A 26,028-nucleotide genomic window follows, 5' to 3' on the forward strand; every position below is an offset into this window, starting at 1 on the left:
TCCACGCCGCAATTGCCGAAAAGCCAAAACATTGGTATGAGCCACGCCATGGAAGAGCTTTTTGGCGATCCGGCTTACAAGGGTTTCGTGCTGCAGGACAGAAAACGCCTGCCGTCGCGCTTTTCCGCGCGCGTCAGCGGTGCGCTGACCAGCCGACTTAGCTAGGCCGACCTGTCCAGGTCGTTCGCCGGCCCGAGATTGCCGGCTTCTGCTCTTTCCCATTCTCATATCGACGGATTTACGCACATGAGCGCACCGCGCACCCTCTACGACAAGATTTTCGACGACCATGTCGTCGACCGCCAGGACGACGGCACCTGCCTGCTCTACATCGACCGCCACCTCGTCCATGAAGTGACCAGCCCGCAGGCCTTCGAAGGCCTGCGCCTGAGCGGCCGCAAAGTGCGGCATCCGGAAAAGACGCTGGCCGTGGTCGATCACAATGTCTCGACCTCGCCCGAGCGCAAGTTCGGCATCAAGAACGAGGAAAGCCGCATCCAGGTCGAGGCGCTGGCCAAGAACGCCAAGGATTTCGGCGTTGAATATTATTCCGAGAACGATATCCGCCAGGGCATCGTCCACATCATCGGCCCGGAGCAGGGCTTTACCTTGCCCGGCATGACCATCGTCTGCGGCGACAGCCACACCTCGACCCACGGTGCTTTTGGAGCCTTGGCGCACGGCATCGGCACGTCCGAGGTCGAGCATGTGCTGGCGACGCAAACGCTGATCCAGCGCAAGGCCAAGAACATGCTGGTGCGCGTCGATGGCCAGTTGCCGGAAGGCGTTACCGCCAAGGACATCATCCTGGCCATCATCGGCGAGATCGGCACCGCCGGCGGCACCGGCTATGTCATCGAATATGCCGGCGAGGCGATCCGTGCGCTGTCGATGGAAGGCCGCATGACGATCTGCAACATGTCGATCGAGGGCGGCGCGCGCGCCGGCCTGATCGCCGCCGACGAGACCACCTTCGCCTATGTCAAGGACAAGCCGCGCGCGCCGAGGGGCGCGGCCTGGGATGCGGCGCTTGAATATTGGAAGACGCTGCAGTCCGACGAAGGCGCGCATTTCGACAAGGTGATCGTGCTCGACGCGGCGAAACTGCCGCCGATCGTCTCCTGGGGCTCCTCGCCCGAGGATGTCGTCTCGGTGCAAGGCATCGTGCCCAACCCGGACGATATCACCGACGAGAACAAGCGGACCTCCAAGCAGCGCGCGCTCGACTATATGGGCCTGACGCCGGGCACCAAGATCACCGACATCGCGCTCGACCGCGTCTTCATCGGCTCCTGCACCAATGGCCGCATCGAGGATCTGCGCGCCGCCGCCAAGGTGATCGAGGGCAAGACCGTCAATCCGCGCGTCAACGCCATGATCGTGCCGGGCTCGGGCCTCGTCAAGGAACAGGCGGAAGCCGAGGGCCTCGACAAGATCTTCCTCGCCGCCGGTTTCGACTGGCGCGAGCCGGGTTGCTCGATGTGTCTCGCCATGAACGACGACCGGCTGAAGCCGCATGAACGCTGCGCCTCGACCTCGAACCGCAATTTCGAGGGCAGGCAAGGCTTCAAGGGCCGCACCCATCTGGTGTCGCCGGCGATGGCGGCGGCGGCGGCGATCGCCGGCCACTTCGTCGACATCCGCGACTGGAAATAACGTCCCGTCTACACGGTTTATTGATTGCCAGACCCCGGATCGCCTTGCGCTTCCGGGGTCTTTTCATTGATGCGGCCGACATATTCGCCGGAGCTTAACCGCTTGTTTGCGCTTGCGCTCTAAGCTCTTCCCTGACGTCAAGCGAGGGGAAGTCACCGTCCTTTGGACACCGGTCTGTTCATAGCGCTGCTCAATCCGACGATCGCGCTGGCCCTCGGCGCGGCCTTCTTCGTGCTATGGACCTATCAGCGCCACCGGCCCTATCTGGCCGTGCTGGCGCTCAGCTACTGTGTTTCGGCCCCCGGCTTTCTGTTCCAGTATTTCACCTTGCCCATTGGCATGGCGCTGACCAAGCTGGTGTCCAACATCTGCTTCACCATCGCCGGCTGCTGCCTGTCGGGCGCCATCGTCGTCCGCTACGGCCGCAAGGTGCCCTATGTGGGGATCGGCGTTCTGGCAGGCGGTGGCCTGGCATCGCTGTGCTGGTTCCTGTTCGTCGCGCCGGATCTCACCTGGCGTATCCTGGCGATGAATTTCGCCTTCGGCGGCATCAGCCTTCTGGTCGCCGCCGAATTGCGGCCGGTGCGCAACAACGGCCCGACCGAGAAAATCCTGTTCGTGCTGTCGCTGCTGTCGGGCCTCAACTTCTTCGTGCGCACGCTTGTCGTCGTCATCGCGCACGGGCCGTTCACCAGCTATGACGGGTTCTACGGTTCGTCCTACTGGACCACGGCGCTGCTGTCGCACGCGCTGCTGTCGCTGCTGATCGCGCTTTGCCTGTTCACCGCCGCGGCCCTCGACGTCATGAAGGCGCTGAAGGCCGAGACGCACACCGATCCGCTGTCGGGCCTGCTCAACCGGCGCGGCTTCGAGGAGCGCGCGGCCGTGCTCCTGCAGCACTGCGCGGTGGCCAGGTTCCCGGTGGCGCTGGTGCTGGCCGACCTCGACCATTTCAAGGCGCTCAACGATGTGCACGGCCACGCCGCCGGCGACCGGGTGATCGCCGATTTCGCCGCCAAGCTCCGCTCGGCTGCAGGCGCGCGCGGGGCTGCCGGGCGCATCGGCGGCGAGGAGTTCGCCGTGCTCCTGCCCCTGAGCGATCTCGCCGCCGCGCGGCTGTTCGCCGAGGCTGTACGCACGCTCTACTCCGCTGGCGGCGTCGACGGACTTCCCGCCGGCACCAAGGTCACCGCCAGTTTCGGCGTGGCCGCCCGCAGCGGCGACGAAGCACTGGAGCCGTTGATGCGCCGTGCCGACGAGGCGCTCTACAAGGCCAAGAAGAATGGCCGCGACAGCGTGCGCCTCTCCTACGAACGGCCCGAAGCGCTGTTCGTCCTGGAGCCGTCCAAGACCGGCTGACGCCAGCATATTTTAGCGCCCGTTAACGTCTTTTTCGCCCGTCGATGTTTAGCTGAGGCACGGGGTGCGAGGAGAGATGAGCGGCGCGAACTTCATCCTGTTGATCAATCTGTCGGTTGCCGGCCTGCTGGCGGCATCCTTCATGGCGGTCGCGTTCCACGATGTCGGCCGCGTTCCGGCGCGCTGGTTTGCCTTTGGCTATATCCTGGGCATGGCCTATTCGGCGATCGAATTCAGCATTCCGGCCTTCACCGATGCCCGGATACCGGTGGTCACCGCCTTCGCGGTCTTCCTCGGCGCCACCATGGCCTTCAATGCCGGACTGGCCCGCAAATACGGCGTGACGCCGCCATGGCCGCCGATGCTGTTCTTCCTGGCCGCCGCCACCATCGCCGTCTATGTCGTGCAGGACCTGCCGCGCCAGTCGCTGGCTCGCATGATGGCCTACCAGCTTCCCTATGCCGTCATGCAATTCGTCGGCCTGGCCATCGTCTGGTCGTCCAGGCAAAGGCGTGGCCGGCTCGATCGCATCCTGATGGCCGTGCTCGCCGCCAGTGCTGTGCAGTTCGCGTCAAAGCCGTTCATCGCGCATGCGCTCGGTGGCTGGGGCGCCAGTCCGCAGGCCTATCTGCAAAGCAATTACGCGCTGGTGTCGCAATCGCTCGGCACCGTCTTTGCCCTGGCGCTGGCGCTGCTGATACTGGCCATCCTGGTTCTTGAGGTGCTGGCGGAAGTGACGTCGCGGTCGGAGACGGATACGCTGTCGGGGCTGCTCAATCGCGGTGCCTTCACGCGCCAGGCCGAGCAGGCGATGCTTGGCGCCATGCGGCAAGGCGTTCCAGTCACGCTGGTCATCGCCGATCTCGATCGGTTCAAGAGCATCAACGACAATTTCGGCCATGCCTCGGGCGACCGGGTGATCGAGACCTTTGCCGGTTTCCTGCGCGAGGCCGCCGCCGGGCACCATGTCGCCGGCCGCATCGGCGGTGAGGAATTCGCCATCATCCTGCCGGGAACCAATCTGGCGGCCGCCCGGCTGTTCGCCGAGGGCACGCGCAGTGCCTTCGGCACGCTTCCCATCGACGGGCTGCCGGCGGACAACCGCTGCACGGCAAGTTTCGGCGTCGCCGAACTTCATCCCAGTGAAACCATTGCCGATCTCATGCGGCGCGCGGACGAGGCGCTTTATCTGGCGAAGAATGCCGGGCGCGACTGCGTACGTGTCTGGCCGGGCCGGGAGGCGAATGGTCGTCCAACGTGATCGTCATGAGCTCTAGCGGCAAGGGCTGAGTTCGGGCATTTCGCCGTCGGACAGCCCGTACATGTAGCTGCGGCCTTTGACGAAGACCGGCGGCCGGTAGCAATCGCTGTCGCCCGAAATTTCGTCGGATTCGTTCTGGTAGATCACCTTGGGCTGGCCGGCGCTGGTGTAGTCGGACAGTTGCTTGGCCAGTTTGCCTTCGCCGACGATGATGCGCTTGTAGCCGGCGGCGCTGTCGATGACGAGATTGCCGAAGGAATCGGCGTAGACGCGATCCTGATGGCGTCCATCGGCCAGCGTGGGCGTCGCCAGGCCGGCGACCGAGGCCGCCACAATGAGCGCAGCAAGGCGCAATCTGCCAGAGTTCGAACGCATGGCGTCCTCCTGATGGTTAGAGGCCAAAGCGCGTCGCGACGCGCTTTAATTCTTGTTTGGATGCATGTCGTTGCCCCAAAACCGCTGACGCACTTTTGGGCGACATGCATGGCTCCTCGAATCAGAAATTAACCTTTTATTAACCTTTGTTAAGAGGCTGGCGCGTTGCGCGGCGATGTCTTGTCAAACATGGTTAATTTCCGACTGGAGGGAAAACCCGGCGGCCATCATTCGGCCATGCTTGGCCGCACCATCGCGGCCGGCTCCAAATGCGACAGCGGTGGGTGCCCTTGATCTTGGCAAAGCATCGCGGCTAGCTTGTCGCATGGGAGGACAGCATATGGCGTTATGCCGGACGGTTTGGGTGTCCGTTTTCCCGTTGCTCGTTATCATCGCGGCCTGTGTGCCGCAGGATGGCTCGCCGAACGCGGCCAATACCGTCTCGCCGGCGCCGGCTCAGCAGTCCATCACAGCCGCGGCGCCCCCGGCATCCGCGCCTCCAGCACCGGCAACCAAGATCACCACCGATCTCACCGCGCCGCGATCCACTGCGGGTACAGCGACCTATGGATGCGGCAATGGCAGTGCGATCACCATTCAGAATCTCGGCTCGTCGTTGCGTGTGATCGAGCCGGGTGGCGCGACCGAGGAGTTTGTGGCGTCGCCCGCCAACCAGTCCAGCCGCTACCAGGAGGCCGCGACGCATAACGCAATCGTGATCGACGGGCGTGAGGCGCTGGTGATGAAGAGGGGCTCGACGCCGCAGACCTGCAAGCGGTAGTTCGAATCTCAGGACAGCCGAGCCCTGGACCGGATATGCTGCACTGCAGCGATATGGAGCCGGCTGCGGGCCATCAGCCGCTAATCGATTGAAGCCCGAGCCTGCCTTTTTGTCAGACTAAATGACGTTTCCAAAACGATTTTCTGGCTTTGACGCGGTGCAAAAAGAGCATTAGAAACCGGCTGTCCGAAGTCGCAACCGGAAGCGGCAATGCCGCATTTCTACCTGCGGCTCCAGAGACGCCGAACCTGGGGGAGCCATGAGCAAATCACCAGCCACCCGCGAATTCGCCAGACGTGAACGGCCGCTCTCGCCGCATCTGACGATCTACCGGCCGCCGATCACGATGACGATGTCGATCATCCATCGCATCACCGGCGGGGCGCTTTATTTCGGCACGCTGCTGGTCGCCGTCTGGCTGATGGCGGCGGCGAGCTCGCAGGCGACATTCGACTGGGTCAACTGGGCTTTCGGCACCTGGCTCGGCCGGCTCATCCTGTTCGGTTACACCTGGGCGCTGATGCATCACATGCTGGGCGGCGTCCGCCACCTGGTCTGGGACACGGGCGCGGGGCTGGAGAAGCACACGGCTTCGAAGATCGCCTGGGCGACGCTTGTCGGTTCGATCCTGCTCACGCTGCTGATCTGGGTTGCCGGCTATATGGCGCGGGGAGCCCTGTGATGAGCGGCGGCAACAAGAACGACATGCGCACGCCGTTGGCGAAGGTCCGCGGTCTCGGCTCGTCCCACGAGGGTACGCAGCATTTCTGGCGCCAGCGGCTGACGGCGCTCGCCAACATTCCGCTGACGCTGTTCTTCGTCGGGTTCCTGATCGCGCTCAACGGCGCCGGCTATGCGGAGGTGCGAGCGGCGCTTGCCAACCCGTTCGTGGCGCTGGTGATTGCCCTGGTGCTCATCTCCGGCCTTATCCATATGCGGCTCGGCATGCAGGTGATCATCGAGGACTATATAACCGGCGAGGGGCTGAAGCTGGCGACGATCGCGCTCAACACATTTTTCACCATAGCGGTTGGCGTCGCCTCGATCTTCGCCCTGCTCAAGCTGGCATTCGGAGGCTGAGTTGGCCAAGGACGCGAAATCAGCCAACACGGCAGGCTACACTTTTGTCGACCACAAATTCGACGTGGTGGTCGTCGGCGCCGGCGGCGCGGGTCTGCGCGCCACGCTCGGCATGGCCGAGCAGGGCCTGCGCACCGCCTGCATCACCAAGGTGTTCCCGACCCGCTCGCACACGGTGGCCGCGCAGGGTGGCATCGCGGCCTCGCTGTCCAATATGGGCCCGGATTCCTGGCAGTGGCACATGTACGACACCGTCAAGGGCTCGGACTGGCTGGGCGACGTCGACGCCATGGAATATCTGGTGCGCGAAGCACCAGCGGCGGTCTATGAGCTCGAACATTACGGCGTGCCGTTCTCGCGCACCGAAGAGGGCAAGATCTACCAGCGGCCGTTCGGCGGCCACATGATGAATTATGGCGAAGGCCCGCCGGTGCAGCGCACCTGTGCCGCCGCCGACCGCACCGGTCACGCCATCCTGCACACGCTCTACGGCCAGTCGCTGAAGAACAACGCGCAGTTCTTCATCGAGTATTTCGCGCTCGACCTGATCATGGAGCCGGACGGCACCTGCACCGGCGTCGTCGCCTGGAATCTCGATGACGGCACCATCCACCGCTTCTCGGCCAAGATGGTGGTGCTGGCGACCGGCGGCTATGGCCGCGCCTATTTCTCGGCGACCTCTGCGCATACCTGCACCGGCGACGGCGGCGGCATGGCCGCTCGCGCCGGCTTCCCATTGCAGGACATGGAATTCGTGCAGTTCCACCCGACCGGCATTTACGGCGCCGGCTGCCTGATCACCGAAGGCGCGCGCGGCGAGGGCGGCTATCTCGTCAATTCCGAAGGCGAGCGCTTCATGGAGCGCTACGCACCGTCGGCCAAGGACCTTGCCTCGCGCGACGTCGTCTCGCGCTGCATGACGCTGGAGATCCGCGAGGGCCGTGGCGTCGGCAAGAAGAAGGATCATATTTTTCTCCACCTCGATCACCTCGATCCGGCGGTCTTGCACGAAAGGCTCCCAGGCATTTCGGAATCAGCAAAAATCTTCGCCGGCGTCGACCTGACCAAGGAGCCGATCCCGGTGCTGCCGACGGTGCACTACAATATGGGCGGCGTGCCGACCAATTATTGGGGCGAGGTGCTGAACCCGACAACAGGCAGCCCGGACAAGGTGTCGCCCGGCCTGATGGCGGTCGGCGAAGCGGGCTGCGCCTCGGTGCACGGCGCCAACCGGCTGGGCTCGAACTCGCTGATCGATCTGGTCGTATTCGGCCGCGCCGCGGCGATCCGCGCCGGCCAGGTCATCGACCGCAAGTCGGCGATCCCTTCGCCCAACGAAGCTTCGGTCGAAAAGATCATGGACCGCTTCGACGGGCTGCGCCACGCCAATGGCTCGACGCCGACGGCGGTGCTGCGCGAGAAGATGCAGAAGGCGATGCAGGAAGACGCCGCCGTATTCCGCACGCAGGAATCGCTGGAAAATGGCTGCAGGCGCATTTCGCAAATCTGGGGCGAGCTCAAGGACATCAAGGTCTCCGACCGCTCGATGATCTGGAACTCCGACCTGGTCGAGACGCTGGAGCTGGAAAACCTGATGGCCAATGCCATCACCACCGTCTACAGCGCCGAGGCCCGCAAGGAGAGCCGTGGCGCGCATGCGCGTGAAGACTTTTCCGCGCGCGATGATGCTACCTGGCGCAAGCACACGCTGGCCAAGCTGAGCGAAGACGGCAAGGTGACGCTCTCCTACCGGCCGGTGCACACCGAGCCGCTGCTGGCCGAAAAGGACGGTGGCATCAGCCTCGCCAAGATCGCGCCCAAGGCCAGGGTGTATTGATGATGGCGCTGGTGGGCTCAGGCTATTCCGGCACGCCGCTTCCGGCCAAGCTCGGCCTCAAGGACGGCATGGTCGCAGCCTTCATAGCGCTGCCGCCGGAGCTCGACGACCTGACTGACGCCGTGGCTTTTGCCGGAGTCGATCGGCTGGCCGATTGGTCGGAGATTGCGGGTGCCGCTCTCAAATACGACGCCGTTCATGCCTTCACCAAACAGCGCGCCGAAATCGAGGATCGCCTGGGCGATGTCGAGGCGGCGATCAAGCGTAACGGCATGGTCTGGGTGTCCTGGCCGAAAAAGGCGTCGAAGGTGCCGACCGATGTCACCGAGGGCGTCGTCCGCACTGAAGCTCTGAAGCTTGACCTCGTCGACGTCAAGGTCGCCGCCGTCAATGAAATCTGGTCCGGGCTGAAGCTCGTCATCCGAAAGGACCTGAGGTAATGGTCGAACTGACGCTCCCCAAGAATTCGAAGATACAGCAGGGCAAGACCTGGCCGAAGCCGGAAGGAGCCACCAATCTGCGGGAATACCGCATCTACCGCTGGTCGCCGGACGATGACGAGAACCCGCGCATCGACACCTATTTCGTCGATATGGATGATTGCGGGCCGATGGTGCTCGACGCGCTGCTGTGGATCAAGAACAAGATCGACCCGACACTGACCTTGCGCCGCTCCTGCCGCGAAGGCATTTGCGGCTCCTGCGCCATGAACATCGACGGCTCCAACACGCTGGCCTGCACCAAGGGCTGCGACGACATTTCCGGCGCCGTGAAAGTCTATCCGCTGCCGCATATGCAGGTGGTCAAGGACCTCGTGCCCGACCTCACCAATTTCTACGCCCAGCATGCCTCGATCGAGCCGTGGCTGAAGACGGTGTCGCCGCAGCCGGCCAAGGAATGGCTGCAGAGCCATGAGGACCGCGAGAAGCTCGACGGGCTCTACGAGTGCATATTGTGCGCCTGCTGCTCGACCTCGTGCCCGAGCTACTGGTGGAACGGCGACCGCTATCTCGGCCCGGCAACTTTACTGCAGGCCTATCGCTGGCTGATCGACAGCCGCGACGAGGCCAAGGGCGAGCGGCTCGACAATCTCGAAGACCCGTTCCGGCTCTACCGCTGCCACACCATCATGAACTGCGCGCAGACCTGCCCCAAGGGCCTCAACCCGGCCAAGGCGATCGCGGAGATCAAGAAGATGATGGTGGAGCGGCGGGTTTAGGCGGAGCAGATTTGCTGCAACCTCGGACGTAGCGATCCTTCACACCCCCTTCTGTCCTGCCGGACATCTCCCCCGCAAGGGGGGAGATTGGCCATTGTTCCTGCTTTCGCTAATCTCCAACGGCGCAAGAATGGATGCACAGCGACAAAACCGCTGATCTCCCCCCTTGTGGGGGAGATGTCCGGCAGGACAGAGGGGGGTGCTGTCCCTCGGCCTCAAAAAGGATACTCAACCCAATGAGCGAAGACCTTCCCATCCTCTCCCCCGTCGAAGCGCGCATGCTCGGCTGCCTGATCGAGAAGAAGGAGCTGACGCCTGATGTCTACCCGCTGACGCTCAACGCAGCCCTTGCCGCCGCCAACCAGAAGACGGCGCGCGAGCCGGTGATGGCGCTGGAGCAGACAGAGGTGCACCGGGGTCTGAAGCTGCTCGAGCAGAAGGGGCTGGTGCGGCAGATGTTCGGCTCGCGCGTCGAGCGCTATGAGCATCAGATGGCGCAGCGCTTCTCGTTGACCACGCCGCAGACCGCCTTGCTCGGCCTGCTCCTGTTGCGCGGGCCGCAGACGGCGCATGAGCTCCTGGCGCGAGCCGAGCGCATGGCGCGGTTTTCGTCGATCGAAGACCTGCGCGCTGAACTCGACATGCTGATCGGCCGCCGGCCGCCGCTGATCCAGGAAATCCCGCGCGGGCCGGGCCAACGCGAGGACCGCTACGTGCATCTTCTCGCTGGCCCGGTGGACGTTGCAGCCCTTTCGGCCCAGCGCAGTGCGCCGGCCATGCCTCACTCCGACCTGGAAGCGAGATTGGAGGCGCTGGAGCAGGAAGTCGCCGCGCTTCGCGCCCGGCTTGATACGCTGGGCGCTTAGGGCGGCCAGCAATCATTCCAGACGCCGCCGCGCAGGGGCGCCATTGTCCGCCATGAAAACGCCGGCTCTCAGGCCGGCGTTTGTCACTTCAGGTCACCCTGCTCAGCCGAGCCTGGCGTCGAGCGACACCTTGATCGCGCCGAGCGCCTTGGAGACGGGGCATTCGGCCTTGGCCTTCTCGGCCAATTCCTTGAACTTCGCCGCATCGATGCCCGGCACCTTGCCGACCACGGTGAGGGCACTGCCAGTGATCCCCGTGCCGGGAACCAGCGTCACCACCGCCTTGGCGTCGAGCTGGTCGGCGGGCGTACCGTTCTCGGCCAGGAAATGCGAGAACTGCATGGCGTAGCAGCCGGCATGCGCGGCCGCGATCAGCTCTTCCGGATTGGTGCCGGATTTGCCGCTTTCATCCTCGAAGCGCGCCTTGAACGAATAGGGCGTGCCCTTGAGCGTCCCGCTCTGGCTGTCGAGCGTGCCTTTGCCTTCTTTCAGATTGCCTTTCCAGACGGCTGTTGCGGTGCGGTCCATGAAGTCCTCCTTGGTTGTCGTGAACTTGGGGTTGTCGTGAACTTGGCTGGGTGAGCCCCGGCGTCCGTTCAACTATAGCGCGGGCGGGCGCGAAGACCACTGCGCTGTTTAGACCACGGCACGATGACGGACTCGTTGCCCCGGAGCCTCCGAAAAATATTCGTGCTTTTCAGAAAAAATATTCACGCAAAAATGTCGACTTCCATCCGGCCCGGCCGTCCTGCGGGCGGCCATGGGTTTCGTGGCCGGATGGAGGTTCACATGGGCAATCTGTTTTTCGCACTGTGGAAGAGCCCAGGCGATAAGCCCGGGCGACAGGAAGACTTCTGGCTGGATCCGCCGGCGCCCATCCTCGGCAGGCTGCTGGCGGCTGTTGCCATCATCGGTGTCGCGGCATGCCTTCTCGACCATGCGGCCGCGGTCGACGGCAAGGCTGACACGCTCGTCACCGCATCCTATGGTTCATCGCAGCAAGGGAGCTGGAAATGAAATATGTCTGCCTGGTCTATGGCGAGGAGAAAGACCTCTATGCGCTGACGCCCGAACGGGGGGCCAAGCTCGACGCCGATTCGCTGGCCTATGACAGGTCCCTGGACCAAGAGGGCAAACTGATCATCGCGCAGGCGCTGCAATCGGTGAGGACGTCAAAGTCGGTGCGACGGCGCGAGGGCAAGCGCCTTGTCATCGACGGCCCCTTCGCCGAAACCAAGGAGCAGTTGCTTGGCTTCGTGATGGTCGAAGCGGACACTCTCGACGAAGCGCTGGACATCGCCGCCGGCATCCCGCTGGCCGAACTCGGCACGATCGAGGTACGGGCGATCTACGACATACCGGGATCATAGGCGGAGCCTGGGTTTGGCGGTTGGGGCCGCAGGTCGGCTTGTTTCATCGCCTAAGCTTCACCAGCCGCAAATTGAGTTTTCTTCATCAGAAGCAACTCTTGCGTGTTGAAGCAGCCCGACAGTTCTCCTATCGTCGCGCGGATTCCTCGGGGATGTCGACATGCCTTTTCTGATTGCTGTCCTTGGCGTGCTCGGCGCGGCGGCGTTCTGGTGGTACCGGATGAAGGCCATGAACGACGCCGCGCGCGAGGTCGCCGACGTTGTCGGGCGCGTGCAAGGCAACATCAGGCGCAAGAAGCTGCGCAAGCAGGCGGCGCTGTCGCCGCTGACGGCGATCGACGATCCGGTGGTGGCTGCCGCGACGCTGATCACATCGATCGTTTCCGAGAGCGGGCCGATCCTGCCGCAGCGCGAGGCCGTCATCCGCGCTGTCATTTCCGAGATCGCCGACAAGAAGAAGACCGACGAGGCGGTGATCTACGCCAAATGGGCGGCGTCACAGATCGACGACACCACTGTCGTCATCGACAAGCTGGCGCCATTCCTGCGTGAGCGCCTTGATGTGGCGGAGAGAAACGATCTGCTGCAGATGGTCAACCGCGCCGCACAAGGCGGCGAGAAGCGCCTTGAGATCGCCGACCAACGCATGCTGCGGCTGCGGCAGAAGCTGGGTTTTGAGGTGAATTGACCTTCGTCAACATCGATCTTTGAACGGAAGGCGTTCGTCTCCACATCAGTGGAAGGCACACCAAACCGTCAAGGCGCAGATGGAAGCAATTGCCTACGTGGCTGCGGAACTGGCCGATCTGATCGAGACGCTGTTCGGAGACAGGCTGCGCAAGTCCAGGGCCGGCAGGGTTGTGATCGGCATGCTGGTCGCGGTCGTGGTCTTTTATTATCTGCTTTGGCTGCTAGATCGCCTCCCCTTTCAATAGCCGTGGCGTGCCGGCTGACAGCCCTGATGCCTGGCGGATGAAGAACTCTTTCAAGCGCGGCATGCGCTCGACCAGGCCAAGGCCGATGTCGCGGACGGTGCGCAGCGGGGTGATGTCGTTGGAAAACAGCCGGTTCAGCACATCCGTCGTGATGCCCATCTGCACCGTGTCGAAACGGCGCCATTGCTGGTAGCGCTCGAGCACGTCGAGCGCGCCGATGTCCTGGCCGAGCCGGTCCGCCTCGACGATCACCTCGGCAAGCGCCGCCACATCCTTGAAGCCGAGATTGAGGCCCTGTCCGGCGATCGGGTGGATGCCGTGGGCGGCGTCGCCGGCAAGGACCACGCGCGGTGCGACGAAGGCCCGCGCGATGATCAGGCCCAGCGGCCAGGCGCGCGGCTTGTCGGCAACGCGGATCTCGCCGAGCTTCAGGCTGAAACGCTGTTCGAGTTCATGCTCGAAGACGAGATCGTCGCCTTCGACGAGCGCTTTCGCATCTTCCGCGCGTTCGACCCAGACGATCGACGAGCGGTTGGTGCCGTCCTTGTCGGGTTTCAGCGGCAAGGTGGCAAACGGGCCGGCCGGCAAAAAGTGCTCTTCGGCGCGGCCATTGTGCGGGCGTTCATGCGCCACGGTGCAGACGATGCCGGACTGGCCGTAGTCCCACTTCACCGTCTTGATGCCGGCCATGTCGCGCAGTTTCGAATTGACGCCGTCGGCGGCGACCAGCAGCCGTGCGGTCAGCGCGGCACCGTCGGCCAGATGCACCGTGATGCCGGCGCCGTTGGTCTCAAAACCCTGCACGGCGACGCCCTCGATGATGTCGATGCCGAGCGTCTCGGCCCTGGCGCGCAAGGCACCGTTCAACGCCCTGTTGGCGACCATATGCGCAAAGGGCTCGCCCGGCGCCACTTCGCCGCCGAAGGTCAGGAAGACCGGGCGCACCGGATCGGCGCTGCGCGAATCGGTGATGATCATTTCGGTGATCGCCTGCGCCTGCGGCGCAATCTCGGCCCAGACGCCAAGCTGGTCGAGCATGCGGCAGGCGGCAGCGGCAATGGCCGAGGCGCGGCCGTCCCGTTGCCAGGCGCCGGCGGGCGCGGCATCGACCAGCGCCACGGCCAAATGCGGTCGCGCCTGCTTCAGCGAAACGGCGGTGGCCAGCCCGACATAGCCGGCGCCGGCGACGAGGACATCGAGCCCGGATCTGGTCTTGGCGTCCGCCTTGCGTTCCATCGTCTTGGCTCCTTGCGCGCCGGCCCGGGCCTGCGCCCTTGACGGCTCGTTCTTCCTGTCGGAAACCGCCATAGCAATTTTGCGCGAGGTCACAAAACATGACGGCGGCCATGGACGAGCTTCTGAGCATTCTCGACCTCGAGAGGCTGGAACACAATCTGTATCGTGGTCGCAGCCCCCAGGTGGAATGGCAGCGCGTGTTCGGCGGCCAGACCATCGCCCAGGCGCTGGTCGCGGCGCAGCGGACGGTGGAGCCGGACCGCTTCGTGCATTCGCTGCACGGCTATTTCATGCGGCCGGGCGACATCAGGGTGCCGATCGTCTACGAGGTCGACCGTATCCGCGACGGCGGCTCCTTCACCACCCGCCGCGTGCTGGCGATCCAGCACGGCCAGGCGATCTTTTCGCTGGAAGCCTCGTTCCAGGTCGAGGAGAAGGGGCTCGAGCATCAGTTCGCGCTGCCCGACGACGTGCCGCCGCCGGAAGGGCTGCAGACGCAGCGGCAGCTGCTCGAGAGGGCCGAGCGGGTGCCGGAAGCGGTACGCCGCTTCTGGGCGCGCGAGCGGCCGCTGGAGCTCAGGCCGGTCAATCTCCAGCACTATGAAAGCCGCGACAAGCTGCCGCCCCGGCAAAATGTCTGGATCCGCCTCGCCGGGCCGGTTCCCGACGATCGCGCGCTGCAGTCGGTGCTGCTCGCCTATCTCTCCGACATGACGCTGCTCGACACCTCGACCTTCGCGCATGGGCGTGGCCTGTTCGATCCCGACATCCAGGCGGCGAGCCTCGACCATTCGATGTGGTTCCACCGGCCGCATTCACTCGACGGCTGGCTGCTCTATGCGCAGGACAGCCCGTCAAGCTCGGGATCGCGCGGCTTCAGCCGCGGCACGCTCTATGCCCGCGACGGCACGCTGATCGCCTCGATGGCTCAGGAAGGCTTGATCCGGCTCAAGCGCTGAGCATTCCGAGTCTTGTTTGAGCAGGGCCATTTCCAAAAACCGGGCTCCGCTTTTCGGGCTCATGCTCAAAGCCGGCAAATTAGGCATTTTCGAAAAATTGCATAATTTTTAAGCATGTGGCGTGCCGCAGGCACGGGCACCTGCTGGCTCCGGCCACCCCATTCCCTTTGTTTACAACAGGTTAACATGCTGCTTCGGCACTTGGCACGAAGCTTGAATTCTTGGGAGCACTCTCCGGCTCTTTGGGATCGGTGAAGTCGTGCAAACGCGGGGGACCGCAACAGCAAAGGGTGAAACCTTATGAAAATCGTGATGGCAATCATCAAGCCGTTCAAGCTGGACGAGGTACGCGAAGCGCTTACCGCCGTCGGCATCCAGGGCCTGACCGTCACCGAAGTCAAAGGCTACGGGCGTCAGAAGGGGCATACGGAAATCTATCGCGGGGCGGAATACGCGGTCAGTTTCCTGCCGAAGATCAAGATCGAGGTCGCTGTCAGTGCCGACACGGTCGACAAGGCCGTCGAAGCCATCACCGCCGCCGCCAAGACCGGCCAGATCGGCGACGGCAAGATCTTCGTTTTCGGCATCGACCAGGCGGTGCGCATCCGCACCGGCGAAACAGACACCGACGCGCTCTGAGCGGCGAACACGTATTCCAATGGAGAGTTCAATGAACATACCTTCCACCTTGAAGACGACGGGACGGGCGGCCCTTCTGGGCTCGCTTGCTCTCGCAGCATTGGGCAGCGTCGCCGCCTTCGCGCAGGAAGCCGCTCCGGCCGCTGCCGCCGCCGCACCGGCCGCCGCTCCCACCCCGGTGCTCGACACCGGCAACACCGCCTGGATGCTGACCTCGACGGCGCTGGTGCTGATGATGACCATTCCGGGCCTGGCGCTGTTCTACGGCGGCATGGTGCGCAAGAAGAACGTGCTCGCCACCATCATGCAGAGCTTTGCCATCACCTGCCTGGTGACAGTGCTGTGGTTCATGTTCGGCTATTCGCTCGCTTTCTCCACCAATGATTCCGCCAGCCTGAACCAATATATCGGTGGTTTCTCGCGGTTCTTCCATCACGGCATCACGGTCTCGACGCTGTGGCTGCCGGGGGTAGCGAACATTCCTGAATTCGTCTTCTCGATGTTCCAGATGACCTTCGCCATCATCACGCCTGCCCTCATCGCCGGCGCCTTCGCCGAGCGCATGAAGTTCTCGGCGCTGCTGATCTTCATGGCGCTGTGGCTGGTGTTCGTCTATGCGCCGATCGCGCACTGGGTCTGGGGCGGCGGCTTCCTTGGCACGGCCGGCGTGCTCGACTTCGCCGGCGGCACGGTCGTCCACATCAACGCCGGTGTCGCCGGTCTGGTCTGCGCGCTGGTTCTCGGCAAGCGCGAAGGCTACGGCACCACCAACATGGCGCCGCACAACCTGGTCTATTCGGTGATCGGCGCCTCGCTGCTGTGGGTCGGCTGGTTCGGCTTCAACGCCGGTTCGGAACTGGCGGCCGACGGCCTTGCCGGTGCTGCCATGCTCAACACCCAGGTGGCCACCGCCGCTGCGGCACTGGCCTGGATGTTCGCCGAATGGATCGTCGCCAAGAAGCCCTCGGTGCTCGGCATCATCTCGGGCGCCGTCGCCGGCCTGGTGGCGGTGACGCCGGCTTCCGGCTTCGTCAACCCGACCGGCGCCTTCATCGTCGGCATCGTCGCCGGCGTGGTCTGCTACATCTCGGCGGTCAAGGTGAAGCACATGTTCGGCTATGACGACTCGCTCGATGCCTTCGGCGTCCATGGCGTCGGCGGTGTGGTCGGTGCGTTGCTGACAGGCGTGCTCGCCGATCCGGCGATCAATGCACTCGGCAAAGACGCTTCGATTTTCAAGCAGCTCTATGGCATCGCCTTCACCATCCTGTGGACGGCGGTTGCCACCTTCGTGATCCTCTACATCGTCAAGGCGCTGGTCGGCCTGCGTCCGACGACCCAGGAAGAGGTCGAAGGCCTCGACATCTCCCAGCATGGCGAAGTGGTGCCGTAAGGCCAGCCTCGCCAAGGGGCCGGCGGAACCCTCCTCCCGCCGGCCCCAGAGTTCCTCCCGCAGTTCCAGGGAAAACCGCTATTCGGCTTTCCCGGAATTGCTCCAGAGATCCCGTCGTGACGTTCTCGAAAGAGGCTCACGCATTGAGGCCCGGAGTGATCCGGGCCTCTTTTTGGCAAATTCGTCCCGATCGAGGTCGACTCGCGCAATCACGTTCGGGTGAAGAGGTTTTTCGAAGAAACATCGACCGCCCTGGTTCCGAACTGTGAATGCGATCGTCGTTCTGGCGCTCGTGTGGAAAAACACAGGGAAGGAACTTCTCATGAACTTCAAGACTATCTGCCTCGGGGCACTCGCGTTTTCCATGGTCAGCGGCGTTGCATTGGCCGGCGCGCTCGACGAGCCCACCAACATGGCGCCGTTCTTCACCGATACCGGCATGAAGACTATGAAGTCGGAGGCGGACTTCAAGGCGGCCTGGGCCTCGACGGCCAAGGACAAGCAGGACACGATGATGAAGGAATGCCAGGACGCGGCGATGAGCAAGCCTCATGCCGAGTTCTGCGCCAACCTGATGATGTATGCCGGTCACAAGTGATTGCGCGAGATCGGGTCCGGAAGGGCCCGATCGCGCCGGCGTTTCAAGACAGGGATGGCGGGCTTCGCGGCCCGCCATCTTTGTCTTCATGAGGCGTCGGTAAAAAGCCATGGTTAATGCGGCCTTAACCTTCCCACGGCTAGTCTGACCTCCGAATCTGCCGGAGTGCGTCATGCGCTCGGGCCAGGCAATCTGACGGGGAAGAGCATGCGTTCAGGGGCTTCAGCACCGCTCGCGCTGGCCGATACGGGGCACGGCATCCAGGCTTTCGCGCGGCGTCAGGTCGGCCGGCTGGTCGGCGCCGGTCTGTTCCTGGCTGTCGCCTTCGGGGTCGCCAGCCTCGCCACATGGAACGTTGCCGATCCAAGCTTCTCGCACGCCACCAACAACACCGTCACCAACGCCATGGGCTATGCCGGTGCCGTGTTCTCCGACCTCGCCATGCAGTTCTTCGGCCTCGCCGCGGTTGCCGCGCTGGTTCCCGCCGTCATCTGGGGATACCTGCTGTTTTCGGCGCGCGGCGTCGACAGGCTGCCCAAGCGCGGGCTGTTCTGGTTCGGTTTCGCGCTGCTCGCCGCCGCGATCGCCGGCTGCATCGTTCCGCCCAAGACCTGGCCGTTGCCCACCGGCCTCGGTGGCGTGTTCGGCGACATGGTGCTCAAGATTCCCGGCGTCCTCATCGGCGGCTACCCGACCGGGCTGATTGCCAGCGTGCTTGCCGTTTTGCTGGCCGCCCCGACGCTCTGGCTGTTCGCCTATGGCTCGGCGCTGATCGGGCGCAAGAATGGCTTCGCCGTCATGGAAGAGCCTGCCGCCACCGATCCACGCGAAGACGATCTTCTGTTCGACAATGACGAAGATGAGGGCGACGAGGGCATATTGGCGCTCGGCGCCATCACCCATTGGTGGCTCTCGCTGCGCGCGTGGATGCATCGCCGCGCCGTGCGCCGCAGGCAGGAGCGGGACGAATACGAGCCGGAGATGGAGCGGCGCTCCACCGCCTGGCGCCGCGCCGCCGAACGGGTCGAATCGGCCGAGTTCGCCGAGTCACGGATGAGCCAGGACGGCCGCGCCCGTGTCGAACCGGAATTCTTCGCCGCCATGGTCAATGACCGCAGCGTTTCCGTCGATCCGGACGATGACGACGTCTTCGATGCCGGTTTCGACAATGGCGACGAGGACGTCGATCTCGACGACGAGCCGGTCCAGCGTCGCGCCACGCCGAACGCCAAGGTGCAGAACTTCCGCTCCGACGCCGCCACCCGCGTCGCGGCGCCGGCGGCGCGCCCCGTGCCGGGTGCCCGCGTTCAGCGCGAGGCGCAGACCTCGCTGATCGGCTCGGACACGTTCGAAATGCCGTCGCTGCATTTCCTGTCGGAGCCGAAGAACGTGGCGAAGGATCCGAGCCTGTCGAAGGACGCGCTGGAACAGAATGCGCGCCTGCTCGAGGGCGTGCTGGAGGATTTCGGCGTCAAGGGTGAGATCATCGCCGTACGGCCCGGTCCGGTGGTCACCCTTTATGAGCTGGAACCGGCGCCCGGCATCAAATCGTCGCGCGTCATCGGCCTGTCCGACGACATCGCCCGCTCGATGAGCGCCATCGCCTGCCGCGTCGCCGTGGTTCCCGGCCGCAACGCCATCGGCATCGAACTGCCGAATGCCAAGCGCGAAACCGTCTACCTCCGGGAGATACTGGCCAGCCGCGATTTCGAAACCACCAAGTCCAAGCTGGCGCTGGCTCTGGGCAAGACCATCAATGGCGAGGCGGTCATCGTCGACATCGCCAAGATGCCGCACGTGCTGGTCGCCGGCACCACCGGCTCCGGCAAATCCGTCGCCATCAACACCATGATCCTGTCGCTGCTCTACAAGCTGACGCCGCAGGAATGCCGGCTGATCATGATCGACCCGAAGATGCTGGAACTTTCGGTCTATGACGGCATCCCGCATCTTTTGACGCCCGTCGTCACCGACCCGAAGAAGGCGGTGGTGGCGCTGAAATGGACCGTGCGCGAGATGGAGGACCGCTACCGCAAGATGTCCAAGGTCGGCGTCCGCAACATCGACGGCTTCAACGCCCGCGTTCAGCTGGCGGAGAAAAAAGGCGAGAAGATTTCGCGCACGGTACAGACCGGCTTCGACCGCCAGACCGGCGAGGCGATCTACGAGACCGAGGATCTCGATCTCGAGCCGATGCCCTACATCGTCGTCATCATCGACGAAATGGCCGACCTGATGATGGTCGCCGGCAAGGACATTGAGGGCGCGGTACAGCGCCTGGCGCAGATGGCGCGTGCCGCCGGCATCCACGTCATCATGGCGACGCAGCGCCCGTCGGTCGACGTCATCACCGGTACCATCAAGGCCAACTTCCCGACCCGTATCTCCTTCCAGGTGACGTCGAAGATCGACAGCCGCACCATTCTGGGCGAGCAGGGCGCCGAGCAGCTGCTCGGCATGGGCGACATGCTCTACATGGCCGGCGGCGGCCGCATCCAGCGCGTGCACGGCCCGTTCGTCTCCGACGACGAGGTCGAGAAGATCGTCGGGCACCTGAAGCTGCAGGGCGTGCCCGAATATCTCGACGCCATCACCGAGGACGACGACGAGGACGATGACGAACCGTCCGGCAAGGGCGGTTCCGGTGGCGGCGGCAACAGCAATTTCGAGGATTCCGACGATCCCTACGACCAGGCGGTCGCCGTGGTGCTGCGCGACGGCAAGGCTTCGACCAGCTACATCCAGCGCCGTCTCGGCATCGGCTACAACAGGGCCGCCTCGATCATCGAGAAGATGGAAAAGGAAGGCATTGTCGGTCCGGCCAACCATGCCGGAAAACGCGAGATCCTGGTGCCGACCGAAGACGACAAATTCTGATGGCGGGGAGCTCACGGCAACTTTGAACCCTCTGGCGCGTTGAGGCGAAGCAGTGCCGCTCTACCGCCAAACTTCAGCCCAACTGGGGGTTCACGACAGCGACAGATACAGGAATCACCAAGCGAGTGACCGACATGAAGAACGATCTTTCCGCACGCAGCGATTTTGCTCCCACCCGCCGCCAGCTGCTCGGCCTCGGCCTTGTCGCCGCGGGTGCAGCCGCCCTCAATGTGGTGCCCGGCTTCGAGTTGCTGGCCTCGGCACAGGCGGCCGTGCCCGCCGCCGCGCAGAAGATCGCCGACCATTTTTCCTCGGTCAAATCGATGAGCGGCGAATTCGTCCAGTTCGGCCCCAAGGGCGAGCAGACCGGCGGCAAGTTCTTCCTCGAGCGGCCGGGCAAGATCCGCTTCAACTATGACGGGTCATCGAATTTCAAGGTCATTTCGGACGGCAAGTCGGTGGTCATCCTCAACAAGAAAATGAACACGTCCGATCTCTATCCGCTGTCGAAGACGCCGCTGAAGCTGCTGCTCGACGACCGCATCGACCTCTCCGGCGACCGCGTCAAGAGCGTCAAGGAAGAGGACGACCTCACCACCATCAAGCTTTCCGACAAGTCGGTGTTCGGCAATGCGATGATCACCATGATGTTCGATCCGAAAACCTACGATCTGCGCCAGTGGACGATCACCGACGCGCAAGGCAAGGACACGACGGTGATGATCTTCAACACCAAGGAAGGCGTCAGCTTCGCCCCCGACACGTTTGCCATCGACTATACGGCCAACCGCGAGCTGAACACCAAGACGCGCTAAGGTACGCACCTTAGGCCGCACCTTAGGCCGCACCTTAGCGGGCTTCCAAGCATAGCCCGGCTTGTCTTTGTGGCGCCCGGCTGGCAATTTCCGGACTGACTCCCTCAAAAGGCGTCTTCTCCATCAGGATTCATCGATCCTGGCAGGAATCACGCTGTCCCGGATTGCCAATGCCCTTTTCGATTGCCACCTGGAACATCAACTCCGTGCGCCTGCGCATGCCGATCGTCGAGCGGCTGCTCGACGAATACGCGCCCGATGTGCTGTGCCTTCAGGAAACCAAGGTTCCCGATGAGCTGTTTCCCGAAAAGGCATTCCGCAGGCTCGGCTACCAGCACATCGCCTTCCATGGCCAGAAGGGCTATCACGGCGTGGCGACGGTGGCGCGGCGGCCGATCGAGGTGGTCGAAAAACGCCGCTTCTGCGAGATCGAGGACAGCCGGCATTTGTCGGTGACGGTGCGGGCTGGCGGCAAGACGATCCTGGTGCACAATTTCTACGTTCCGGCGGGCGGCGACGAACCGGATCCCGAGATCAACAAGAAGTTCAAGCACAAGCTCGATTTCGTCGCCGAGATGAACGCCATCCGCGCCGAGCACAGCGAAGTGTCCGCCTCGGTGCTGGTCGGCGACCTCAACATCGCGCCGCTCGAGCACGACGTCTGGTCGCACAAGCAATTGCTCAACGTGGTCAGCCACACGCCGGTCGAGACCGAAAATTTCGAGGCGATGCGGTTGGCCGGCGACTGGGTCGACCTGATGCGGCTCAACGTGCCGCTGGATCAAAAGCTCTACACCTGGTGGAGTTATCGCGCGCAGGATTGGGAAGCGTCCAATCGCGGCCGGCGGCTCGACCATGTCTGGTCGTCGCCAAACCTGGTGCCTGAGTTCAGCGGCTACGAAATCCTGCGCCAGGCGCGTGGCTGGGAGCGGCCGTCGGACCATGTGCCGGTGATTGCGCGGTTCGATCTGGATTAGGTGTGCGGAACCTCCTGCCAATTCGTCATCCTAGGGCGGAGCGACGCGAAGCGGAGCGCAGACCCTAGGATCCATGCCGTGACGTTAAAGCGTTGAAACGGTGAAGACTTTTGCTCCGCGGCGGCCTTTGATCAAGGTCACGGAATGGATCCCAGGGTCTCCGCGACGGAGCTTCGCTCCTGCTTCGCCCTAGGATGACGAAGGGTGGAGGGCGGCTCCAGCTAATGTCGAAGGATAGTTCCTGGCGGCGGCCGACGATTGCTCTCACTCATCCCGAAAATCGTGGCGCCAGTTTCTCGATGCGGCGGATCATGGTCTGGAATTCCTCGGAAATGCGCTCGTGGAGTTTCACCGCGACTTCGGGATATTCCTCCAGGATGCGACGGAACATCTTGCGGCTCAGCCGGATCACTTCCGAATCGATTTCGGCCGAGGCGCTGGTCAGCCGGTTGCTGTCGGCGATCAATGCCAGTTCGCTCAGGATGGTGCCGGGGCCGGCGGTGCCGATCGGGATGCGCTCGCCAGTCTGCTCGCGATAGAGCACGATGCGTCCGCTGACCACGACATAGGCCGAATCGGCCTCATCGTCCTCGCGGTAAAGCTTGTGGTTGGCTTGCAGCAGGGTGTTCTCGGCGCCGAAGGCGAGCAGACGCAGCTGTTCCTGCGTGAAACCCTGGAAGAGCTTCACGGCGGACAGGATGCGGATGTCGTCATCCAACGCCATCTCTAGCTGCGTCCCCGAACGGTCAGTCCAATCCCTCCTTCACGAGCAGACCCTGAATCTCCTCCAACAGGATCGCACCCGAACGCGGCCCCGCCCAGACCGCTTATTGGATAATGAAATGTTTAAGGAACCAGCTTGTAGCCGCCGCTTTCTGTCACAAGAATTTCCGCATTGGAAGGATCGCGCTCGATCTTCTGGCGCAGCCGATAGACATGGGTTTCCAGCGTGTGCGTGGTGACGCCGGAATTGTAGCCCCAGACCTCCTCCAGCAGCACGTCGCGCGTCACCACCTTCTGGTCGGCGCGGTAGAGATATTTGATGATCGAGGCTTCCTTCTCCGTCAGCCGCACCTTGCCGCCACGCGGGTCGATGAGCAGCTTCTGGCTGGGCTTGAAGGTGTAGGGGCCGACCGAGAAGGTGGCGTCCTCGCTCTGCTCATGCTGGCGCAGCTGGGCGCGGATGCGCGCCAAAAGCACCGCGAAGCGGAACGGCTTGGTCACATAGTCGTTGGCGCCGGCCTCGAGACCCAGAATCGTATCCGAATCGGTGTCGTGGCCGGTCAGCATGATGATGGGCGCCTTGTAGCCGCCCTTGCGCAGGATCTTGACGGCCTCGCGACCATCCATGTCGGGCAGGCCGACATCCATGATGAGCAGGTCGATGAGGCCGCCGCGTGCCGCGGTGACGCCTTTTGCCGCAGTCGCTTCCTGCAGCACGTCGAATTCCTCATAGAGGGCGAGTTGCTCGACCAGTGTGCCGCGTAGGTCGTCATCGTCGTCGACGATTAGAATGGTGCGTGAAGTCATGGATCAATCCGTTGTTTTGAAAAGTGAATTCAGTTGACCGCTGCGTATTTATGCGGAAGCTGGCCGACACAATAGCCGATCACAGTGATTTGTTCCGTGGCACGATCATACAAGAAAAAACGCGATCGCAATGCAGCCGGCGCAATTTTGCTGAAACGGCTGCGTGTGCTGACCGTGCGGGCTAGGCCAGGGCACCCCCGCCAGGGCCTGCTGCAGGCCGGAAATGCGGTGTTTGCCTGTGCGCTGGGGCGCGGCGGCATCTCGGCCGACAAGCGCGAGGGCGACGGCGCCACGCCGCTTGGCTCGATGCGGATCCTGTCGGGTTATTTTCGGGGAGATCAGTTTGCCGGTGGCCGCCGGACGCGGCTGGCGATGACGCCGATCGGGCCCGATCTCGGCTGGTGCGAAGTGCCTGACGACCGCAACTACAACAGGCCGGTCAAGATTCCCTATGGCGCCAGCCATGAACGCATGCGGCGCGACGACCGGCTCTACGACGCCTGCCTGGTGCTCGACTGGAACATTTCGCCGCGCCGCCGCGGACGCGGCAGCGCCATCTTCTTCCACCTGGCACGTCCCGGCTTCACGCCGACGCAAGGCTGCGTCGCGGTGACCGCGCGCACGATGAAGCGGCTCTTGCCGCTGCTGTCGGACCGGACGGTGATGAGGGTGGTGAGGTAGGGCAGTAGGGCAGTAGGGCAGTAGGGCAGTAGGGCAGTAGGGCAGTAGGGCAGTAGGGCAGTAGGGCAGTAGGGCAGTAGGGCAGTAGGGCAGTAGGGCAGTAGGGCAGTAGGGCAGTAGGGCAGTAGGGCAGTAGGGCAGTAGGGCAGTAGGGCAGTAGGGTGTGCCTTCCGGTGCTGCCTTGCTTTTTCCCTACTGCCGTACTGCCTTATTCCCCTAACTTCCGCCTTGGCTGCTGCCAGCCGATATCGAGCAGGCCCAGGCGGCCGATCTCGCGGTCCATGGCCCGGCCAATATCCTTGCGGCCAGCGCCGATGTCGCGCAGCTGTCGATCGGACAGATCCTCGACGTTCTGGTGCGGAAGATTGACCGCGACCCTGGCCTGACGCAGCCAGGCACGGACCGCCGACAGCCAGGCCGGCCGGGCGGTGTATGCAGGGTGAAGAGCGATGTGAGACATGATGCGATCCGTTTCTCTCCGGACTTCAAATCCGGTTTAATGGTACTTCGATGCTCACATCATGCCTGATTGAAATCTTGGGAGGAAACGAGTAGTTTTTACTCAATCATCAAGTTTTGTTTGAGGATCGAGACGCCATGATCCGCTCTTTCGAAATGATGCGCTGATGTCCCGCCTCCTGCCCGGAACGCGTGCGCTGAGGACCTTCGAGGCGGCCGCGCGTCACCTCAATTTCACCCGCGCCGCCGACGAGCTTGGGCTGACGCCGGCCGCTGTCAGTCACCAGGTCAAGGAAATCGAGGAGCAGCTCGAGCTGGTGCTGTTCATGCGCACCAGCCGCACCATGCGGCTGACGGAAGCGGGAAACGTGCTGTTCGAGGCGTCGATCGACGCGCTCGACCTGCTCAACCGGGCTGTGTCCCGCGCCCGCAAGATGACGCGCGGCACGGCGCTCTTGAAAGTGACGCTCGACGCGCAGTTCGCGACAAAATGGCTGATGCGGCGCATCGACGATTTCCGCCGTCAAAGGCCGGGCATCGAGTTGCGCTTCGACATCACCTACGATGTCAGGGACTTCGAGCGCGACGACGTCGATATCGGCATTCGCTTCGGCACCGGCAAATATCCAGGGCTTTGCGCGCATAGGCTGTTTGATAACATCATCATCCCGGTGTGCAGCCCGGCGCTGCTGGCGTCAGGGCCGCCGCTCAATGAACCGCGCGACCTCTTCCGGCACACGCTCGCGCATATCGAATGGTCGCGGCAAGGCGTCACCTGGCCGAACTGGAGCATGTGGATGCAGGCGGCCGGCGTCGACGATTTCGACGACAGCCGCACCCTCGTCTTCGGCTCCTCGACCGATGCCACGCAGGCAGCACTCGACGGCAACGCCGTGGCGCTGGCCGACTTCGCCATGGTCGCCAACGACCTGTCGCAAGGGCGTCTCGTCCGCCCTTTCGAGCTCGGCATCAAGGTCGCGCCGGAGTTCGCCTATTTCCTGGTCTATCCGCAAACCGCGAAGGACGACGCACGCATCGTCGCGTTTCGCGAATGGCTTCTCGAGGAGGCGGCAAAGACGCACAGCACGGAGGCATGAGCCGGCTGCGCCGAGCCCGGTCTTTCGG

The 26,028-nt window shown here is 63.5% G+C and carries 29 protein-coding genes; 23 read left to right on the forward strand and 6 right to left on the reverse strand.

Features of this window, described 5'->3' with window-relative positions:
- Positions 1-246 precede the first annotated feature (246 nt).
- From leuC to AC0V7N_RS06580, 3 genes are all read left to right on the forward strand, one after another.
- Positions 247-1,656, forward strand: coding sequence for a 3-isopropylmalate dehydratase large subunit (gene leuC, locus AC0V7N_RS06570; RefSeq protein WP_475455803.1), 1,410 nt, complete (start codon positions 247-249; stop codon positions 1,654-1,656).
- A 162-nt stretch (positions 1,657-1,818) separates the two neighbouring features.
- On the forward strand, positions 1,819-3,015 hold the full coding sequence (locus AC0V7N_RS06575) for a GGDEF domain-containing protein (protein ID WP_475455805.1): 1,197 nt from the start codon (positions 1,819-1,821) through the stop codon (positions 3,013-3,015).
- A 76-nt stretch (positions 3,016-3,091) separates the two neighbouring features.
- Positions 3,092-4,276 (forward strand): diguanylate cyclase, encoded by a 1,185-nt coding sequence (locus AC0V7N_RS06580; protein WP_496627759.1) that lies wholly within the window; start codon positions 3,092-3,094, stop codon positions 4,274-4,276.
- A 12-nt stretch (positions 4,277-4,288) separates the two neighbouring features.
- On the opposite strand, the gene AC0V7N_RS06585 is transcribed toward AC0V7N_RS06580, so the two are convergent.
- Positions 4,289-4,651 (reverse strand): hypothetical protein, encoded by a 363-nt coding sequence (locus AC0V7N_RS06585; RefSeq protein WP_475455809.1) that lies wholly within the window; start codon positions 4,649-4,651, stop codon positions 4,289-4,291.
- A gap of 340 nt (positions 4,652-4,991) precedes the next feature.
- Between AC0V7N_RS06585 and AC0V7N_RS06590 the strand changes: the two genes are divergently transcribed.
- The 7 genes from AC0V7N_RS06590 (at position 4,992) to AC0V7N_RS06620 (ending at position 10,434) form a co-directional block, all read left to right on the forward strand.
- The gene (locus tag AC0V7N_RS06590; protein ID WP_475455811.1) at positions 4,992-5,432 is read left to right on the forward strand and encodes a hypothetical protein; all 441 of its coding nucleotides are present in this window, start codon (positions 4,992-4,994) and stop codon (positions 5,430-5,432) included.
- Between the two features lie 259 nt (positions 5,433-5,691).
- Entirely contained in the window at positions 5,692-6,114 is a 423-nt protein-coding gene (sdhC, locus tag AC0V7N_RS06595; RefSeq protein WP_475455813.1) for a succinate dehydrogenase, cytochrome b556 subunit, read from the forward strand.
- Positions 6,114-6,512, forward strand: a complete 399-nt coding sequence (gene sdhD / locus AC0V7N_RS06600) for a succinate dehydrogenase, hydrophobic membrane anchor protein (RefSeq protein WP_475455815.1) — start codon at positions 6,114-6,116, stop codon at positions 6,510-6,512. Before sdhC ends, sdhD begins: the two co-directional genes overlap by 1 nt.
- A 1-nt stretch (position 6,513) precedes the next feature.
- A complete protein-coding gene (sdhA, locus tag AC0V7N_RS06605; protein WP_475455817.1) occupies positions 6,514-8,349 on the forward strand; it encodes a succinate dehydrogenase flavoprotein subunit in 1,836 nt (611 codons plus the stop codon).
- A 2-nt stretch (positions 8,350-8,351) separates the two neighbouring features.
- Positions 8,352-8,789 (forward strand): DUF3052 domain-containing protein, encoded by a 438-nt coding sequence (locus AC0V7N_RS06610; RefSeq protein WP_475460219.1) that lies wholly within the window; start codon positions 8,352-8,354, stop codon positions 8,787-8,789.
- A complete protein-coding gene (locus tag AC0V7N_RS06615) occupies positions 8,789-9,568 on the forward strand; it encodes a succinate dehydrogenase iron-sulfur subunit (RefSeq protein ID WP_010912301.1) in 780 nt (259 codons plus the stop codon). The genes AC0V7N_RS06610 and AC0V7N_RS06615 overlap by 1 nt, the downstream gene beginning before the upstream one ends.
- Positions 9,569-9,804: 236 nt before the next feature.
- Positions 9,805-10,434 (forward strand): YceH family protein, encoded by a 630-nt coding sequence (locus AC0V7N_RS06620; RefSeq protein ID WP_475455819.1) that lies wholly within the window; start codon positions 9,805-9,807, stop codon positions 10,432-10,434.
- A gap of 102 nt (positions 10,435-10,536) precedes the next feature.
- Here AC0V7N_RS06620 and AC0V7N_RS06625 read toward each other — a convergent pair whose 3' ends face one another.
- Complete coding sequence (locus AC0V7N_RS06625) at positions 10,537-10,962, reverse strand: OsmC family protein (RefSeq protein ID WP_475455821.1); 426 nt, start codon at positions 10,960-10,962, stop codon at positions 10,537-10,539.
- Between the two features lie 261 nt (positions 10,963-11,223).
- On the opposite strand from AC0V7N_RS06625, the gene AC0V7N_RS06630 reads away from it, so the two are divergent.
- The 4 genes from AC0V7N_RS06630 to AC0V7N_RS06645 all read left to right on the forward strand — a co-directional run bounded on the left by AC0V7N_RS06630 (position 11,224) and on the right by AC0V7N_RS06645 (position 12,739).
- On the forward strand, positions 11,224-11,451 hold the full coding sequence (locus AC0V7N_RS06630; RefSeq protein ID WP_475455823.1) for a hypothetical protein: 228 nt from the start codon (positions 11,224-11,226) through the stop codon (positions 11,449-11,451).
- Positions 11,448-11,804 carry a YciI family protein gene (locus AC0V7N_RS06635; protein ID WP_475455825.1) on the forward strand — a complete coding sequence of 119 codons (357 nt, stop codon included), beginning with the start codon at positions 11,448-11,450 and terminating at the stop codon, positions 11,802-11,804. Before AC0V7N_RS06630 ends, AC0V7N_RS06635 begins: the two co-directional genes overlap by 4 nt.
- Before the next feature lie 160 nt (positions 11,805-11,964).
- Entirely contained in the window at positions 11,965-12,492 is a 528-nt protein-coding gene (locus AC0V7N_RS06640; protein WP_475455827.1) for a hypothetical protein, read from the forward strand.
- A 79-nt stretch (positions 12,493-12,571) separates the two neighbouring features.
- Entirely contained in the window at positions 12,572-12,739 is a 168-nt protein-coding gene (locus AC0V7N_RS06645) for a hypothetical protein (RefSeq protein ID WP_475455829.1), read from the forward strand.
- Here AC0V7N_RS06645 and AC0V7N_RS06650 read toward each other — a convergent pair.
- Positions 12,716-13,975, reverse strand: a complete 1,260-nt coding sequence (locus tag AC0V7N_RS06650; RefSeq protein WP_475455831.1) for a ubiquinone biosynthesis hydroxylase — start codon at positions 13,973-13,975, stop codon at positions 12,716-12,718. The two genes, AC0V7N_RS06645 and AC0V7N_RS06650, sit on opposite strands and share 24 nt — an antisense overlap.
- A 98-nt stretch (positions 13,976-14,073) precedes the next feature.
- Between AC0V7N_RS06650 and tesB the strand changes: the two genes are divergently transcribed.
- The 7 genes from tesB (at position 14,074) to xth (ending at position 22,233) form a co-directional block, all read left to right on the forward strand.
- Positions 14,074-14,934, forward strand: a complete 861-nt coding sequence (tesB, locus tag AC0V7N_RS06655; protein WP_475455833.1) for an acyl-CoA thioesterase II — start codon at positions 14,074-14,076, stop codon at positions 14,932-14,934.
- A 300-nt stretch (positions 14,935-15,234) separates the two neighbouring features.
- Positions 15,235-15,573, forward strand: a complete 339-nt coding sequence (locus tag AC0V7N_RS06660; protein WP_010912291.1) for a P-II family nitrogen regulator — start codon at positions 15,235-15,237, stop codon at positions 15,571-15,573.
- A gap of 31 nt (positions 15,574-15,604) precedes the next feature.
- The gene (locus AC0V7N_RS06665) at positions 15,605-16,966 is read left to right on the forward strand and encodes an ammonium transporter (protein ID WP_475455835.1); all 1,362 of its coding nucleotides are present in this window, start codon (positions 15,605-15,607) and stop codon (positions 16,964-16,966) included.
- A 322-nt stretch (positions 16,967-17,288) separates the two neighbouring features.
- Entirely contained in the window at positions 17,289-17,564 is a 276-nt protein-coding gene (locus AC0V7N_RS06670; RefSeq protein ID WP_475455837.1) for a hypothetical protein, read from the forward strand.
- 207 nt (positions 17,565-17,771) lie between these two features.
- The gene (locus AC0V7N_RS06675) at positions 17,772-20,441 is read left to right on the forward strand and encodes a DNA translocase FtsK (RefSeq protein ID WP_475455839.1); all 2,670 of its coding nucleotides are present in this window, start codon (positions 17,772-17,774) and stop codon (positions 20,439-20,441) included.
- A gap of 134 nt (positions 20,442-20,575) precedes the next feature.
- Complete coding sequence (locus AC0V7N_RS06680; RefSeq protein WP_475460221.1) at positions 20,576-21,256, forward strand: outer-membrane lipoprotein carrier protein LolA; 681 nt, start codon at positions 20,576-20,578, stop codon at positions 21,254-21,256.
- A 170-nt stretch (positions 21,257-21,426) separates the two neighbouring features.
- Complete coding sequence (xth, locus tag AC0V7N_RS06685; RefSeq protein WP_496627760.1) at positions 21,427-22,233, forward strand: exodeoxyribonuclease III; 807 nt, start codon at positions 21,427-21,429, stop codon at positions 22,231-22,233.
- Positions 22,234-22,501: 268 nt separating this feature from the next.
- Here the strand turns inward: xth and AC0V7N_RS06690 are convergent, their stop codons facing one another.
- Positions 22,502-22,957 (reverse strand): cyclic nucleotide-binding domain-containing protein, encoded by a 456-nt coding sequence (locus tag AC0V7N_RS06690; RefSeq protein WP_027031869.1) that lies wholly within the window; start codon positions 22,955-22,957, stop codon positions 22,502-22,504.
- Positions 22,958-23,079: 122 nt separating this feature from the next.
- Positions 23,080-23,763, reverse strand: a complete 684-nt coding sequence (locus tag AC0V7N_RS06695) for a response regulator transcription factor (protein WP_010912284.1) — start codon at positions 23,761-23,763, stop codon at positions 23,080-23,082.
- A 144-nt stretch (positions 23,764-23,907) separates the two neighbouring features.
- On the opposite strand from AC0V7N_RS06695, the gene AC0V7N_RS06700 reads away from it, so the two are divergent.
- On the forward strand, positions 23,908-24,444 hold the full coding sequence (locus tag AC0V7N_RS06700; protein ID WP_475460223.1) for a L,D-transpeptidase family protein: 537 nt from the start codon (positions 23,908-23,910) through the stop codon (positions 24,442-24,444).
- A gap of 208 nt (positions 24,445-24,652) precedes the next feature.
- Here the strand turns inward: AC0V7N_RS06700 and AC0V7N_RS06705 are convergent, their stop codons facing one another.
- The gene (locus tag AC0V7N_RS06705; RefSeq protein ID WP_475455843.1) at positions 24,653-24,904 is read right to left on the reverse strand and encodes a hypothetical protein; all 252 of its coding nucleotides are present in this window, start codon (positions 24,902-24,904) and stop codon (positions 24,653-24,655) included.
- 166 nt (positions 24,905-25,070) lie between these two features.
- On the opposite strand from AC0V7N_RS06705, the gene gcvA reads away from it, so the two are divergent.
- Positions 25,071-26,000 (forward strand): transcriptional regulator GcvA, encoded by a 930-nt coding sequence (gcvA, locus tag AC0V7N_RS06710; RefSeq protein ID WP_475455845.1) that lies wholly within the window; start codon positions 25,071-25,073, stop codon positions 25,998-26,000.
- Positions 26,001-26,028 lie beyond the last annotated feature (28 nt).

This window comes from Mesorhizobium kamtschaticum (assembly GCF_056174585.1).